We start from the raw sequence: 15,304 nt of genomic DNA on the forward strand, positions 1-15,304 counted from the left end.
AGCGGCGCGCGAGAGATTTTAGGCGAGCAGCTCACGGTGCAGATTGCCAAGCGCAGCGAACTGCACACCTTCAAGGTCATGCCCAAGCGATGGATTGTCGAGCGTAGTTTTGCTTGGCTGGAGAAGAACCGAAGGCTATGGAAGAACTGCGAGCGCAAACTCAACACCAGCCTGCAGTTCATCCATTTGGCCTTCTTGGCACTGTTACTCAGAAGATTGTGAACAGGTTCTTACGCGGCATCCATGCCGCGTAAGGTCCCGCGACGGTGGGCGGGCAAGGACCAGCCGAGATGGTTGGTGTACGCGGTATGCGTTGTGTCTCGAGGGCGTCCGCAGTGCGGATAGATCAGTTGCGGAGCGGCGGGATCTGCGGCTTGGCTGCAGGGTCCTTGCCCGCCCACCATCGCAGGACACGCTGCAAGTACGTCCTTGTAAGCTCTTACGCGGCATCCATGCCGCGTAAGGTCCCGCGACGCTGAGCGGGCAAGGACCAGTCGAGACGGTCGGTGTGCACAGTTTCATCAAGGCAGCCGACTAACTCTCTGGCGATGGCACCGCACCCTTGACCAACTAATCCGGCAACCACGCCTTACTCCACCGATCGAGATTGCTGCCGGTCAACATCCAGTCGCGGCGAACGACTTCACGCAATGCCGCGCCCTTTGCCGCCGCAGCGGCCGAGTCGGCCAGGTGCTCGCGGATGGCGCCGATCCAGTCGCGGTAGCGGTTCTTCACCAGCGTCACCGGCAAGCTGCCCTGGTAGCAGCGCACGTCGCTGGCGATGACCGGGTAACCGCAAGCGCCGTATTCGAGCAGCCGCAGATTGCTCTTGCACGCGTTGAACAGGTTCTGCTCCACCGGTGCCAGCGCCAGATCCAGATCCAGCGCGGCCAGCGCCGCCGGGTACTGATCGATCGGCACGCCTGGCTGGAAGTGATGGATGTGCTCGCGCAGCGCGAACGGGTACATGCCCATGAACACCCATTCGACTTCGTCGCCCAGTTCGCGCACCACGTCGGCAATCAATTCCAGATCGCCGGTATGGCTGGCACCACCGGCCCAGCCGATGCGCGGCTTGCCACCCTGGCGTTCGGCGCGCGCTGGCAGCGATTCCCACCAATGCGGCGGCAGACGGTTTTCGGCCACGCGGATGTCGCTGTGCAATCCCGCGAACGCCTCGGCCAGGGCGGGGGTAGATACCACGAAGCGGTCTACCATGCTGAGCCCGCGCCGCACTGTCTTGAGAATGTCCTTGGGCATGTGCTCGCGGTGCGCATTCTTCAGCGGCAGATTGGGCAGGTAATCGTCCAGCTCGTAGACCTTGAAGGCGCGCGACAACGCCTTCATCCGCCGCATCGCCTCCAGCCGTGCCTCGCCGACCTGGCGCTGCAGGATCACCACGTCGGGATCCTGACGCGCCAGCTCGGCAATCTCCAGATAACCGTTGAACAGTACGCCTTCGACCACCCCGGCCTCGCGCAAGGCGCGTAGCGGCTGGATCACCCGATAGTGGCCGCAGCCTTCGATGTCGGCCGGCAGCGCGATCACGCTGGGCAACGGCCGCCAGGATTGCAACGGCCGCCAGCTGGCGCGCGGGTCGGCCAGCGCGAAGCCGGCGCCGGGGTCCAACGAAAACCCCGGGTTGTAGGCCGTGTCGTTGGCCATCACCGGCAGCCAACGCGTGTACATCGCCTCTTCGTCGAGTGCCGTGGCGGGCGTCGCGTCGGGCGGGTCGATCAACAACTGCGCGCGTGCCGCATACACATTGAGATAACCGGCCTGCTGCAGGCGCAGGCACAGGTCGACATCGCTCCACTGCGCCAGCGCCGGCTCCAGCGCGAAGCCGCCTGCGTCGAGAAACAGCTGGCGCGGCAGCATCAGGCATTCGCCACTGAGTGCGCTGTAGTTCTGATCCAGTTGCAGGCGCTGCAGATAGCCCGATTCGTCGAATGCGGCGCCTTCGAATGCCCGTGCCGCCGGTGCCCCCAGGCCCAGCAGCAGCCCGGCGTGGTGCACGGTGCCATCGCCGCGCAGCAGCTTGCCGGCGACTGCACCGACCTCTGGCCGCAGCCCATGGTTGAGCAACTGATCGAGCCAATCGGCCTTCATCACCGCAGCGCCAGCCGACAGCCACAGCAGCACGTCCCCACGTGCGTGCTCCACCGCCGCATTGCACACCGCCTCGCGCGATGGCTCGGCAGCAAAGCGCAGCACGCGGATCTGCTGCATGCCCAGGGTGTCGATGCCGGCCAGCCAGGCGTGCAGCCCCGGCTCGGTGGTGCCGCGATCCAGCAGCAGCACCTCGTAATGCGGATAGCCGGTGTTGGCCAGGATGCTTTCCAGGCAGCGCTCTACCTGCGGCAGGCGCCCATCCACCAGCACCAGGATGCTGACCAGCGGCTGCTGCGCATGGCGGTAGTCCACCGCATGCCGGCCGGGCGCTGCGCTGTGCACCACGGCGTCCACGTAGCCGCGTGCGCTGAGGTGGCGCGCGATGGCCTGGCGTTCGTCTTCGTCGTCATGCTGCGGCTTGGCCGATGCAATCAGCAAAGGCTCGGCGATGTGCCGAATGCAGGCCAACCCGTAACGCTCGACCAGGCCCAGCTGGTAATCCAGTTCGAATGCCGCGCTGGGCCCGCTGGGAAAGCCACCATCGGCCAACAGCGTGCGGTGCCGGAACACCCAGTGCCGCGAAAGCGTCGCCGGCGCGCTCAATAGCATGTCCAGATACAGCGCCGGCCGTAGCGCCAGACCCAGCTGGCCGTTGTCCAGCGTCATCACTTCGTCGGCGTAGACGGCCTGGCATTCGTCGGGCAAGGCGAGCATCTCCAGCGCCAGCATCAGCAGACCGCTGGCAGTGAACAGGCTGCCGGCGTCGACCAGCAGCACCCAATCGATCGCTTCCTGCGCGGCGATGACCCGATTGAGCGTTGCCAGCAGGCCGTGCTCATCGATCAGCACACCGCGCGCGCCGTGCTCGGCAACTTGCTGCGGTGCGCTGCTGATGACCCAGGGTTGATGCTGTCGATAACAGGCCACCGCATCCAGACTGGCCCGCGTTGCCGCGACCGCTGCGGCATCGCCTTGGCGGTCGATCAGCAGTACCGCGATGCGGGGGCCGCCGGCATGCGCCTGCAGGCGTGCTTCGATCAACGCTCGCTGCACTGTGCTCGGCTGGCGCACGCCCAGCCAGGTCGCCGGCGACACCCGCTCGGCCATGCCGGCGCTTTGCATCAACGCATTGACCAGATCCACCGGCTTGAACACCCGCGCCTTGTGCGGGCTGAGCGGGGCCACGCGCACCTGCCGGTTGTCGCCAGTCTCGCGCCGCCAACCCAACTGGCGGATACCCTGGCGGAAGTCTTCATGGCCCTGATCGCCGACCCCGACCTGGTCGCGGCCGGCCTGGCTGAACTGCGCGCTGGACACGCGGAAGTGCGTAAGCGGGCTGGCAAGAAACGCCAGGTTGCCGCGACGCAGCAGCTTGACGTAGATCGCCAGATCGCCGACCCAATGAATGGCCTTGCCGTTCAACATCATCAGCTCGTTGCCCAGCGCCAGCAGATCGGCGCGGCGTGCCAGCACGCAACTCGGCTCGCCAATGAAGTTGATGGTGTGGTCGGCCAGGAACGACACCAGCTCCGGCCCATCGATCAACACATCGTCGGCAAACGGAAAGCAGGTGGCCAGGATGTCCGGCAACGGCGCGCCGTCGTCGTCGATCCGCACCCGCCGCGACGATGCCAGCGCGGTGCCTGGGTTGCGCTCGATTGCCTCCACCAACTGCGCAATACAATCGGGCTGCAGCACATCGTCATCGTGCAGGAACTTGACGTACTCGCCCTGTGCTAAGCCGATGCCTTTGACCGTGCTGCCCAGCTCGCCGAGCCGGGATGCATTGCGATCGTAGCGAATGGGGAAGGGCGCATCCGCCAACCTGGATGCCAGCACCGCCTCGATGGCACCATCGGCATTGTCGTCGCAGATCACCAGCTCCAACGCCGGGTAGGTCTGTGTCAGCACGCTGTCCAGCGCTTGCGCAAAGTGCCGGGGCTTATAGGTCGGCATGACGATGCTGACTAGGGCAGAAGAGCTCAAGGGCGGTGGTCCGAGTTGATCATTCAAGAGTTATCCGATGCTAGACGAGATGCCGGCGCGAATCGGTCCGATCACCCCGGAAGTCAACGAGCATCGAACTGGCCGAGAACCAATGCAAGATGCACGCCGCTTGCATCATGATGCGTCACCACTGAGAGCAATGGCTGCGGTGGCACTGGGAGCAGGCCCTTGCAAGTCCTGACTTTTCCCGCGCTTACTCAGCCCAAGGCGGCGGTGCCGCACCGGCGACAGGTGATGCATACAGAACTAGGTCGTAGTAATGGCCGGGAGAGTGCTGACGTAGACGGAAGTGATAGCCATCGACCAATTTGTCTAGTTGTTCCACGATATCCAGCAAATCCTGGGCGTAGTGGTAGACACAAATCGCCATGCGGGGGCGCTGGCTACGGATGAGGTGAGATGCGCCTTCCAGTGCCCTGGCTTCAAATCCTTCGATGTCCAACTTCAGAAACGTCAGCTTTTCCAATTCGTCGTCCAGGCGTGTGGTAGCCACGGAGGTTTCCCCGCCCGGCGATACATGGCTGGCAACGGTGCCGGTCTCCTCGAAGCGCAGCGTCGTATGTTCGTTGGAGATGGCTTTTTTGAGGGCCTTGAAATTGTGCAGGGGGAGGGGGAGGGAGCTCGCGATGCCGTCCAGTTTCTGGAAGTTGATGCTGTCGGGTTCAAACGCTGTGATGCTTTCGTAGCGATAGCGGGATGTTTCCAAGAACTTTCGGACGATGGGGCCATGGAAGGCACCGCCATCGCAGAAATGTTCACGCTGGCCAAGCTGGAATGTGCTGCTATCGGCGTATTCTGAGAAGTACTGGTTGATGGGCGTCGCCCAGCAGTCCAACAGGAGGCTGGAGTCGTAGGTAAGGCGGAACAACAGGTTGCTGTAAAGCGTAAAGACGCTCAAATCGTCCTCAAGTCGATCCGCAAGACGCAGAAATTCGTCCAGGCGCAGAAGCGTCCGCTGACGGTATACCTGGGCAGGCTCGTATACGGCGGGCATCCCACAGTGCGCAACGGCCAGGCAGGCATCTACTCTTTCGATACCTGCTTGCTCGCAAAGCTTGCGGGCCAAGCCCGACTCTCCCGGGCTATAAGAAAAATCGATGGCCAGTGCCTGAGAATGCTGGGCCGCTTGTTCGATGAACTGGCGCGCGCTCCAACGCGGCGCCCCATGAAGGATGTCGCTGTCGCTTTGCTGGTCGTCAACGGCGGCAATGACATGGCTGGAGCGCTGGACGATCCCTGGGCCATAAATGTTGCCAATGCCCGAGCGCGGTTGGAGCAGAAAGAGAGGGCGCTGCTCGAAACCTGGGATCAGCGGATCAGCGGAAGGCTTGATGCTCAGTTGTTCAATGCCCGCGCTGGTGCAGAGGTCATTTGCAAACGCCCGTCCGCGCGGGCTGCAAGAGAAATCGATAGCGATTGCATCGGCGTACTGGCCCGCCCTGGCAATAAACTCCTGACTGCTCCAGCGCGGCGCGCCGTGAAGGCGGTCCAAGTGGATGCTTTGGTCATCAATTGCGGCAACAACATGACGCAGGCCGGCAATAACTCTGGGACCATGCGCCATGCCCACATAGGATTCGGGAGCGATGAGGAATACAGGGCGGTTGGCAATCGCCGGCAGGCGCGCAATGACGTCCTCAAGCGCAGGGCGCTCCTGCTCCGCAATACGTAGAATCCGTTGGCGAAGCTGCTCATTTCTTGAGTTCATGAACCTCATGTCCCGTAGGTATGAATGGGGGGGTATCGGGCATCGCAAGAGGTCTTGGCAGGCACGTTCTCGCAGTAGACACGTGGCCAACCAAGTTCGCAGCCTAGTCTCACCTTGACTCAGCCTTCAGGATGGCGTCGGTTCGCAGGACACTGTTGCCGCCGATCCCAACGCCGATTTGCAGACGATTCTCCATCCAGCATGAGGATTTGATGCGGCATGCCGGTCCGCGGTAAGCGCCGGCATCGATGATATTGTCGTGGTCGGCGATGGTTCGGCGCTCTTAAGAAGCCGCCATCGCTGATACGGCTTGGGCGTAGGTCAACCACATTTCGGCAGAGGTTGATCGCATCCAGACGGGTGGTGGTCTGCACCAGTGCAAAGCGGTCCGCCTTCAGGTCCAGCATCAGAATGACGATGCGCCGTCCGCCACTGGCCTGCCGCCGCTGACCGACCAATCGTTGCTGCGCCTGGCTGGGTGCGCGGAGCCTTGGGTGCCGCCCCCGACCCGGCGATTCCGCGCCGGTGCGATACCAGTCAATGCCGCGCACGCCCTGGCGGAAATCGATGTGGCTGTGCTCGCCAGTGCCCATACGGTCCGGATATTGTTTCGCCCGTGATCAGTCGGCAATCCACTTAGTTCTTGCGGCAGACAGTCAATAGAAATACAGGCATGTATCCCAACGATCTTGCGTGTGATGGCGCAGGCCGATCTTATAATCCGGATTCAAAGAGAGCGCCAAATCGCTGAGATCCAGCAAGTCGGTGGACCTGTGATAGGCAGAGATTGCCATTTTGGGCTTGCACAGTTTGATCGTCTTTTCCGCACCCCTCAGGGCTGCAAGTTCCGACCCTTCGATGTCCATTTTGATGAACGTGGGCGCATCGTCGATGATGTTGTCGATGGGGCGCACGTCGATCATGTCTGTGGGCTCGCAATCGCCACTCGAGGGCCTGATGAAGCCTCCGTGCCCACCCTCGTGCTTGAATGGAACCCTGGTTTCCGTCTCGCCAACGCCGCAGCGGTGCAGACTGATTTTAGATCCTAGAGGCGTGCCTTCATAGCGGCGCATCACGTTATTCAGTGTGCCTATGTTGAGGCGATCAGGTTCGATCATCCACGAACGCGAGAATTGGCCTTTGGTGACGCCAATAAGGCCGGTGAGGGATTCGCCGATGGAGGCACCGCAATCCACCATCTTTTCCGAATCGCCGAATCGCAGCAGACCAGAGCGGAAATACAAGGTTGTATAGGGGCGTTCAATTTCGTGGTAGTACTCCGGATCACAGGTCAGGTGGAAGTTCAGAACGGAGAACAAGGTTTGTGCAGAGTAGTCGTCGGACAAACGTTTTGCTAGACGCTGAAATCTGGCGACGTTGCGCACGATTTCCTGTCCCCAGTCGTCCACCCTGTAATCGACTCGCCCTTGCAAGCCGAAAGCGCGAACGGCCTGTTCGAAATTGATGTGGGGAATGTTGTGCTGCCGGCATATCTGATCAAAAAAGCGCTTAGATCCATCTTGTCGGCAGGTATTGAAAGCGATGATGTCTCTGGATTTTGCCAGTTCTACAAATCTGTCCGTAGAGATTATGGGCGTGTCGTAATGCAGAGCGCCGGAGTGATAGCGAAAGTCGTCCACGGAGGCAATCACGTTGCAATGCCAATCCTCTTTCAGACCTAATAAGTACCCACCGAAACCTCCAGTACCGAGGATGATCACCTTGGTGTCATCGCCATGCTTTGCAATGAGGCGGCGCACGTCCTCGGGAACACCGAACATTGGGTCATCACTCAGACCCTGGGCAGCAAGAAGAAAATTTTCCTCCATTGACTGGGGATCGATGTTCATTTTGGTTTGGATATCTGTTTGCATCATTGGGCCCTTGGTCGTGTTCGGTAAACACCGATCGGATTGTTGTAACGCGGGTCGAAATAAGGCTTGGCGGCAACGTCCTCCCGCTCGATGTAACAGGATTTGTAGGTACTCACGACGATTCTGACTATTGAAAGGGGGCATCAGCGCGGGGGCGGCGTCGGCAATGGCAACCGCGCGTGCTTAGCGCAAGTGCCGACGTAAGTCGTCCCAGTCCAGCAGGTCGGTGGCCACACCGCGCGCGGCCAGTAGGTCTGAGTACTGCTGCAAATCGTAGGACAACGCTGTCCGCAGCGAGTCGAACTTCGGTGCCTCGAAGTTGGGCTCCTGCTCGTCAAAGGGCAGGTCGCGGCTGGAAAAGCCAAACTTCACGTCATCCGTCTCAGGTACCTCGCCGATTAGCCTTGACAGGAACTTCGCGCGGTTCGCCTCCTCCTTCAGCTTGTCGAGTGACACCAGGATCAGGTCTTCCGGGCGGTACCGATCAAGGAAGCTTTTGATGCTGGTGTAGTAGAAGCTCGCCACCAGCACAGACATGAAGGGGAAGCTCCGGCGAGTCATCAGGAAAGCTGCCTCGTAATCCAGCCTGCCTGCGAAGTCTCCTTGTCGGAGTCTATCGATCTCGGCATCGAAATGCTGTTCGACGTAACCAGAGGAAACCCGAGGGAACATGCGTATGTGAAGGTTCTTCTGCTCCTGATAGATAGTGGACGCGGTGATCTTTGGCAGTCGCGTCCCATCCCGGGTTGTGGTGGTTCCTGAGGTTTTCAGGTAACTGTCGGAAAGCGCCAGCGACTCACTATCCTGGAGGGCGTTGATCTTCTTCATGCGGTAGGAGCTCCAGGTCCGCTCGAAGGGATTGCGCAGGCATAGCACGATCCGGGTGCCATGTTCGGGTAGTCGCGAGATCGCATAGGGGCTGTGGGAGTAGCCGGCGCTGGCATCCAGCCACGGCAGTTGCGCCGGTGGGGGCAGTTGCGGCTGCGTGCCGGGAATCAGGTAGCCATGCGGTTCCTTGATGTCCTCGACCAGATACTGTGCGATCCCGTTTCCGGTCAGCCAGCCGGCCAGGGTCGTGGTCCCGCATTTCTCCATGCCGGAGAGGAATATGTAGTTGGTTTTCATTGCGTAATAGGCGTGCGGCCCGGCTCCTTTCGTTACTGTCCGTAGACCAGGATGGGTTCGTCATAGCGGGTGTCGTACACCGCGCGACTGGGCACGTCCCGGTCATACAGACGTGGCCAGCCCAGTTCGCAGTGGCGGCCGATCCGGACGCCAGGGCCGACCACCGCTCCCATACGCAGGATGGCGTGCGCGCCGATCTCGGCGCCGTGGCCGATGCTGACGCCGATATCGCACCAGCACGAAGCGCGCAGATGCACGCCAGCGCCGATCTTGGCCCCGGCATGCAGCACGGTGTTGTAGTCGATACGGCTGCCCGCGGCGACCACCACGCCGTCGCCGATGAAGCAGTTGCGGCCGATTACCGCATCGGCAGCGACCACGGCCGAAGTACTGACGAAAGGCTCTAGGCTGAAGCCACGCGCCATCGCCAGCTGCATCAGCTCCATGCGCTTGAAGTTGCCGAAGCGTTCGTCGTAGGCCACGAACATGGCCCCGTCTGTCGGATTCTGTCCATCCAGCACGCCAAGATCGAACTCGTGTTCCGAGTCTTGTGGCACGTTGATCCTGATGACAGTCTCATCCTGGCGTGCCTGCTTCCATGCGTGAAAGGCCAGATCGAGGTATTCGCTACTGCCGATGATCCACCTAGATTTCATGTTCGGTCTCCATCAGCTGCGTATACCAGCGTTCGACCAGGCGATTCATGGATTCGTAGGCACCCTGGGTGGGTAGCGGAGCGTCTGTGTGCAATGCTGCCTGCACCCGCTCCATGATGTCCACGTCTTCGCCTACCACCACCTTACTGCCGTGCATCTGTGCCAGTAGTACTTGGCTGGAAGAACCGTAAGGCTGTTTCTTGCGTGCGCTAAACCAATAGATTTCCAGATCGGTCCGGTCAGGAGCGATGGGGATGTGGTGTTCCAGGGTGAAGGAGTAGCCGCCATTGGAACTGGCGATATGCATGTTCGGGAAGGCCAACCAGTTGAAGTAGGCGTCATTCGTGCCCCAGCGTTCCACTTTCTCGTGCCAGCCGAAGTGCTGAAGGTTGGGTATGGGGGCTTCCGGGCCGCCGAAACTGAAGCGGCGCATCTCGCGCTTCAAGGCAGCGGGCGAGCTGTTTTGCAACGCTTCCATGGACTCCTTGGCTTGTTCTTCGTTTACTTCGGCAAAGAAGCTGACAGTCTTGGCCAAGGTCTTAGGGTGGACGAAGCGCGGGTGATTGGCATCCCGAAGATTTTCGTAAGCGAGCTTCCAGTTGTACCGGCCACGCCATGTGGTCACCATGACTTCAGTGTCATAGGCGCTTGAACTACTTTCCAGCAAGGCGATGAAGTCAGGCGAAAACTGCTCCTCGATGGGCATTGGATTGAGATCGAGGTTGACGAACAGCAGGTTGCCGATGGCGCGAAGTGAAAATTCGCGCAGCTTCAAGTTGTCCTTTTCACTATCGTCCAAGCGGTAAATCGCATCGCAGTCCGGGATGTTCTTTACCCGGCCTTGGTCGTCGTAACTCCAGGCGTGGTAGGGGCACACAAGAGGCCGGCAACCGATAGCACCGCTTTGAATCAATGCACTGCGGTGGAGGCAGACGTTCTCGAACGCACGCAGTTGGCCGTGGAAGTTCTGGATCACCACGGGAATGCCCGCAATCTTGCGGGTGATGAAACAGTTGTTCTCCCGCAGTAGCGTCTTGAGCCCTGCAAACAACCAAACACGACGGAAGATCTTGCGCTGCTCACGCTCAAAGATCTCCTGCGACAGGTAGTACTTGGGGTGCATCCGTGAGCGCATGGATCAGTCTGTCGGTATGTTTTTGTGGAACACAATTTTGGCTGGATTGCCGAACACCGTGGCGCCGGCCGGCACGTCCCTCAGAACCACCGCACCGGCTCCGATGACCGCGCCGTCACCGACCTTGACGCCTGGCATCAAGGTGGCGCGTGGGTGCACGGTGACGAAGTCGCCAATCTGCACGCCGCCGCCCATGAATGACATCGCGCCAATGTGCACGTAGTTACCGATCCGTACGTCGTGCCCGAGCATGCTCTGGGCATGGATAGTGACAAAGTCGCCCATGCGCACGTCCGGCCCGGAATGGACCATTAGGCCAAAGAAGCAGCCCTGGCCGAAATGCACCCGCCTACCCATGCGGAAGTCGGTACAGATGGGAATGAATCGCCCGCCTTTTTCGAGGATCGGCAGAGCGTAGCGGTGGCGGTCATAGGGATTGCCCATCGCACAGACGAATACATCACCAAGCTGTGGCAGGTAGCTCATCGGATCGCCAATGATCGGCGTGTCGACACCGTAGCTGTCCAGGATATCGGCGCGGCTGTCCAGGAATCCGCCGATCAGCCAGTCTTTGCCATGCCCGGCATCGCCACGCATTTGCTCCAGGACTTCGCGGCCCCAGCCGCTGGCGCCGATAATGAGGACGCGTTCCATCAGAGCACCGCCCCACCGTCCATGACCAGGCTGGTGCCGGTGACCCAGCGGCTGGCGTCGGACAGCAGATAGACCGCAGCGTTGGCGACATCTTGTGGTGTGCCCAGACCCAGCGGATGGCGCGCGCGTTGCTGGTTCAGTGGTTCGTTGAGACCGGTGTCCTCGCCCCAAAGGCGCGGAGTGGGCACGACCGATGGCGAAATCCCGTTGACTCTCACGCGGTGCTTCGCCTGTTCCAACGCCAAGCACCGGATAATGCCCAGCAGGCCGGACTTCATTGCCGAGTACGGCCCCACGCCGCGTGTCCCAATATGCGCAGAGGTGGACAGCATGAACACGATGGAGCCTTGCGCATTGATGGCATTGGCCTGCAGCAGACGCTGGGTCAGCATGACCGGTGCCAGGAAATGCACCTGGTACATGCGCGTCATCAGTTCTTCCTTCAGCTGGCGGATCGGCGACAGCATCTGCCCGCCGAAGCAGTGCACCAAGCCGTCGATGCGCTGGCTGGCTTGCACCAGGCGTTCCCGTTCCTCCGAAACAGTGAGGTCGGCCTGCACCTGTACATGCCCGTCGCCGGCCAGTTGCGCATAGGTTTGCTGGAGACGTTCGGCATCGCGACCGCTGATGACCAAGCGCGCGCCGCGCCGCGCGCAGGTCAGTGCAATTTCCTGGCCAAGGCCGGACGATGCGCCGGTGACCAGGATGGTCTTACCAGTCAGGGAAAAGGCTTCGCGAGTCGGATTGCTCATGCGTAGATGTCCATCGGCACGGTCAGGCCACCATCTACGACGAAGTAATTGCGTGTGACCCAGCGACTTGCGTCGGACAAATAAAATACCGCTGCATATGCCACGTCTTCTGGTTCGCCCAATCCCAGCGGGGTCAGTTTGGCGTGCTCGTCGATGTTGCCGCCGCTCTGGTTGAGGCCATCGAGCATTGGCGTGCGCACATAGCCGGGGGCGATGCAGTTGGCGCGGATGCCCTGCCTGGCCACTTCCAGCGCCAGAGTCCGCATTGCACCGAGCAGTGCTGCCTTGCTGGCAGAGTAGGCGGCAGTGGCGACAGGTCCGACGTGCGAGCCGATCGCAGAGATGAAAAGGATCGAGCCGTTAGCCTTGAGGCGCTTCTTCGCCAGCAGGCCGCGCGTCAGCAGCAGTGGTGCATAGACATTACTGGCAAAGGTTTCGTCCAGATGCGCACGGTTGATCATCCGGAATGGTGCTAGCCGGGCGATACCGGCCGCGTGCGCGACGCCATCCAGGACGCCGACCGACGCTACGAGATGGTCGATATCATCCTGCTTGTCCAGGTTGGCGATGACCTGCTCATGCCCTGTGCCTTCAAGTGTGGCGAAGGTCTCGGACAAGCGGATTTGGTCGCGGCCGCTGATGACCAATTGAGCGCCGATCTGCGCGCAGCTCAGCGCGATCTGTCGTCCAATCCCTGATGATGCACCGGTGACCAGGATACGTTTGCCCTGCAACGAGAACGGGTCGTTCGGATCGAGGGCGGCAGTCACGACTCGATCAACTCCGGAAACACCGCGCCTTCGATATCAATCAGACAGGTGCCCCAAGACAACCCGATTCCGAAGCCCGAAAGAAGTACACGCTTGGGCCCAGATTCCAGCTCCTTGTTGATGCGCGCGGTCATGGTCACCGGCAGCGATGCGCCGCTGGTGTTGCCGAAGTCGCGCAACGTGGAGGGTACTTTTTCCACCGGCAGGCCGAGCTTCTTGCGGATGGTCTCGTTGATCATTCGGTTGGCTTGGTGGAACACGAAATAATCGATGTCATCCTTGCTTACACCGGAATACGCGATCAATTTTTCGACTGCGGGAGGAACGCGCTGGGTCGAGAAGCTGAGCACGGCGGTGCCGTCGAGTTGCAAATCGGTGGCCTGATGCCAGCGATCCTTCTCGTTTTCACGATAAGGCAGCAAGTGTTGAATGGCGACCGGCTCGCGTTGCCCGCCCACCGGCAGGATGATGGCTTTGTAGCCGCTGCCGTCGCTGTTGAGGTCGAAATACATCGGCGGCGCGTCGGCGTTGAACTCCAGCGCGGTGGCAGTACCGGAATCGGAAAAGATCGGGTCTTCCAGATTCGCACTGCGGTCACCAACCAGCAGCAGCCCTTTTTTGACGCCGCCGGCGGCGATCATCGAGCCGAGCAGGTTGATGCCGAACGGGTAGGCCGAGCAGCCCAGGTTGACGTCGAAGGCGACCGTGGCATGCGACAGGCCGAGCCGGTCCTGCAGGATGATGGCGGTGGCCGGAATCGGATAATCCGGCGACTGCGTCACCACGATCAGTGCATCGATCTCCTCACGCTTCCACTGCAGTTTTTCCAACAATACCTCAGTCGCATCGAAGGCCAGGTCCGAAAAGCACTGCCACGGCTGGGACATGCGGCGCGTTTCGATGCCGATGTTGCGCACCAAGCGCTCACGCTCGGAACGGATCTGCGGCCGGCAGTCGGTGAGATTGGACACCACACGCTTGGGCACGCATGTCGCCATGCCGGCAAAGCGGACGTTGTGCAGCGTGGAGGTCGGCATGGTGCTTACGCCTCGGTCAGTTTGTAGAGGTCGCCCACGGTGATGGCAGTGGTGAGATCTTCGCCGGTGATGGTTTTGCCGTATTCCATGTCGAACATCACGATCACGCCGAGCGCCGCCAGCGAATCCCATTCCGGCAATTCGAGCAGCACGGTGTCCAGCGTGACCTCCACCGGCTCCTGGAAGTCGGTGGCGGAGATGAAGTTCTCGATAAACGTTGGCTGGGTCATGCGGTCTCGCCTGGTTGCCTGTTGGAGATGCGGGGAGTGAGAAGGAACGTGGTGCGTAGTGCAGTCATGTCGCCTGTTGGCCGGCGATCAGATCGGCAATGGTATCGACCTGGTCGCGGGTCAGGCCAGGAAAGATCGGCAGGCACAATACCTGTGCGGCCACCGAGCGCGCGACCGGCAGCCATGCCGGCGCCGAGGAGGGCAGGGCACGATACATCGGGAAATCGCTGATCAACGGATAGAAGTACCGCCGCACCAGGATGCCGTGCTCGCGCATCACTTGGTACAGCGCATCGCGCGACAGCGGGTAGTCGTCCTGCACCAGGATCGGAAAGTAAGCATAATTTGGGCTGGAATGCGCGTGCCGCGCCACACAGCGGATACCGCGCACAGCGCTCAACCGTTGCCGGTACTGCGCATCGATGGCGCTGCGCTGGGCGATGGCGTTGTCGATGTGCTGCAGCTGCAGCAGGCCGAACGCCGCGCTGATTTCATTCATCTTGCCGTTGATGCCCGGTGCCACCACCGTGGTTTCGTCGACGAAGCCGAAGTTCTTCAAATGCCCGATGCGCTGGTAGGTTTTTTCGTCGGGGCAGACAATGGCGCCGCCTTCGAAGGTGTTGAATACCTTGGTCGCATGAAAGCTCAACACGCTCAGGTCGCCGTGGCGCAGGATCGAGCCGCCATCATCGCGCACGCCGAAGGCATGCGCGGCGTCGTAGATCACCTTGAGGTTGTAGATGTCGGCGATGCGCGTGATGGCCGTCGTATCGCACGCAGTGCCATAGCAATGCACCGGCATGATGGCGGTGGTCTGCGGCGTGATGGCCGCTTCGATCTTCGACGGGTCCATGTTGAGCGTCACCGGGTCGATGTCCACGAACACCGGGGTGATGCTTTTCCACAACAGCGAGTGCGCAGTGGCAACGAACGAGTAGGGGGTGGTGATCACTTCGCCGGTGATGCGCAGCGCCTGCAGTGCGGTGATCAACGCGGTGGTGCCGTTGGTGAGCAATGCCAGATGCGGCACGCCCAGGTAATCGCACAGTGCGCGTTCGAGTGCGCGGTGCATCTCGCCACCGTTGCTGACGATGCGGCTGGTCCAGATCCGCTCCAGATAGGGCAGAAATTCTTCCAGCGGCGGCAGCAGCGGACTGGTGACGGGGATGGGCATCAATGCCTCGGCTGGTGCTGGTGAAGGTCGGGATTCCGTCGCAGCCGGCAGCTGCGAACGGAGTGATCCT

Annotated in this window: 13 protein-coding genes and 1 pseudogene; 1 reads left to right on the forward strand and 13 read right to left on the reverse strand. The window is 61.0% G+C overall.

The features are described from left to right. The coding region (locus tag A7D16_RS07120; protein ID WP_153043136.1) for a transposase at nt 1-222 on the forward strand (222 nt) is incomplete at its 5' end. A 348-nt stretch (nt 223-570) separates the two neighbouring features. On the opposite strand, the gene A7D16_RS07125 is transcribed toward A7D16_RS07120, so the two are convergent. From A7D16_RS07125 to A7D16_RS07185, 13 genes and pseudogenes are all read right to left on the reverse strand, one after another. Continuing rightward, on the reverse strand, nt 571-4,068 hold the full coding sequence (locus A7D16_RS07125) for a glycosyltransferase (RefSeq protein ID WP_064631201.1): 3,498 nt from the start codon (nt 4,066-4,068) through the stop codon (nt 571-573). A gap of 244 nt (nt 4,069-4,312) precedes the next feature. Then, a complete protein-coding gene (locus A7D16_RS07130; RefSeq protein WP_064631203.1) occupies nt 4,313-5,836 on the reverse strand; it encodes an FkbM family methyltransferase in 1,524 nt (507 codons plus the stop codon). After that, nucleotides 5,833-6,077 (reverse strand): annotated as a pseudogene (locus A7D16_RS24045) (UDP-3-O-(3-hydroxymyristoyl)glucosamine N-acyltransferase); the annotation flags it as partial. The gene A7D16_RS07130 and the pseudogene A7D16_RS24045, both read right to left, overlap by 4 nt. Before the next feature lie 406 nt (nt 6,078-6,483). After that, on the reverse strand, nt 6,484-7,677 hold the full coding sequence (locus A7D16_RS07135; RefSeq protein ID WP_239686956.1) for an FkbM family methyltransferase: 1,194 nt from the start codon (nt 7,675-7,677) through the stop codon (nt 6,484-6,486). 207 nt (nt 7,678-7,884) lie between these two features. Then, complete coding sequence (locus A7D16_RS07140) at nt 7,885-8,826, reverse strand: hypothetical protein (RefSeq protein WP_239686957.1); 942 nt, start codon at nt 8,824-8,826, stop codon at nt 7,885-7,887. A gap of 32 nt (nt 8,827-8,858) precedes the next feature. Then, nucleotides 8,859-9,482, reverse strand: a complete 624-nt coding sequence (locus A7D16_RS07150) for a UDP-3-O-(3-hydroxymyristoyl)glucosamine N-acyltransferase (protein ID WP_064631205.1) — start codon at nt 9,480-9,482, stop codon at nt 8,859-8,861. Further along, nucleotides 9,472-10,617: an aromatic ring-hydroxylating oxygenase subunit alpha gene (locus A7D16_RS07155; protein WP_064631207.1), complete on the reverse strand. Its 1,146-nt coding sequence runs from the start codon at nt 10,615-10,617 to the stop codon at nt 9,472-9,474. The genes A7D16_RS07150 and A7D16_RS07155 overlap by 11 nt, the downstream gene beginning before the upstream one ends. Nucleotides 10,618-10,620: 3 nt before the next feature. Next, nucleotides 10,621-11,271, reverse strand: coding sequence for an acetyltransferase (locus A7D16_RS07160; protein ID WP_064631209.1), 651 nt, complete (start codon nt 11,269-11,271; stop codon nt 10,621-10,623). Further along, nucleotides 11,271-12,023 carry an SDR family NAD(P)-dependent oxidoreductase gene (locus tag A7D16_RS07165; RefSeq protein ID WP_064631211.1) on the reverse strand — a complete coding sequence of 251 codons (753 nt, stop codon included), beginning with the start codon at nt 12,021-12,023 and terminating at the stop codon, nt 11,271-11,273. The genes A7D16_RS07160 and A7D16_RS07165 overlap by 1 nt, the downstream gene beginning before the upstream one ends. Beyond that, nucleotides 12,020-12,793 (reverse strand): SDR family NAD(P)-dependent oxidoreductase, encoded by a 774-nt coding sequence (locus tag A7D16_RS07170; protein ID WP_064631213.1) that lies wholly within the window; start codon nt 12,791-12,793, stop codon nt 12,020-12,022. Before A7D16_RS07170 ends, A7D16_RS07165 begins: the two co-directional genes overlap by 4 nt. Continuing rightward, nucleotides 12,790-13,830 (reverse strand): ketoacyl-ACP synthase III, encoded by a 1,041-nt coding sequence (locus A7D16_RS07175; RefSeq protein WP_064631214.1) that lies wholly within the window; start codon nt 13,828-13,830, stop codon nt 12,790-12,792. The genes A7D16_RS07170 and A7D16_RS07175 overlap by 4 nt, the downstream gene beginning before the upstream one ends. Before the next feature lie 5 nt (nt 13,831-13,835). Further along, entirely contained in the window at nt 13,836-14,060 is a 225-nt protein-coding gene (locus tag A7D16_RS07180; protein WP_064631215.1) for an acyl carrier protein, read from the reverse strand. Nucleotides 14,061-14,124: 64 nt separating this feature from the next. Beyond that, nucleotides 14,125-15,234: a DegT/DnrJ/EryC1/StrS family aminotransferase gene (locus tag A7D16_RS07185; RefSeq protein WP_064631216.1), complete on the reverse strand. Its 1,110-nt coding sequence runs from the start codon at nt 15,232-15,234 to the stop codon at nt 14,125-14,127. Between the last annotated feature and the right edge of the window lie 70 nt (nt 15,235-15,304).

The organism is Xanthomonas nasturtii (assembly GCF_001660815.1).
GTDB lineage: Bacteria > Pseudomonadota > Gammaproteobacteria > Xanthomonadales > Xanthomonadaceae > Xanthomonas > Xanthomonas nasturtii.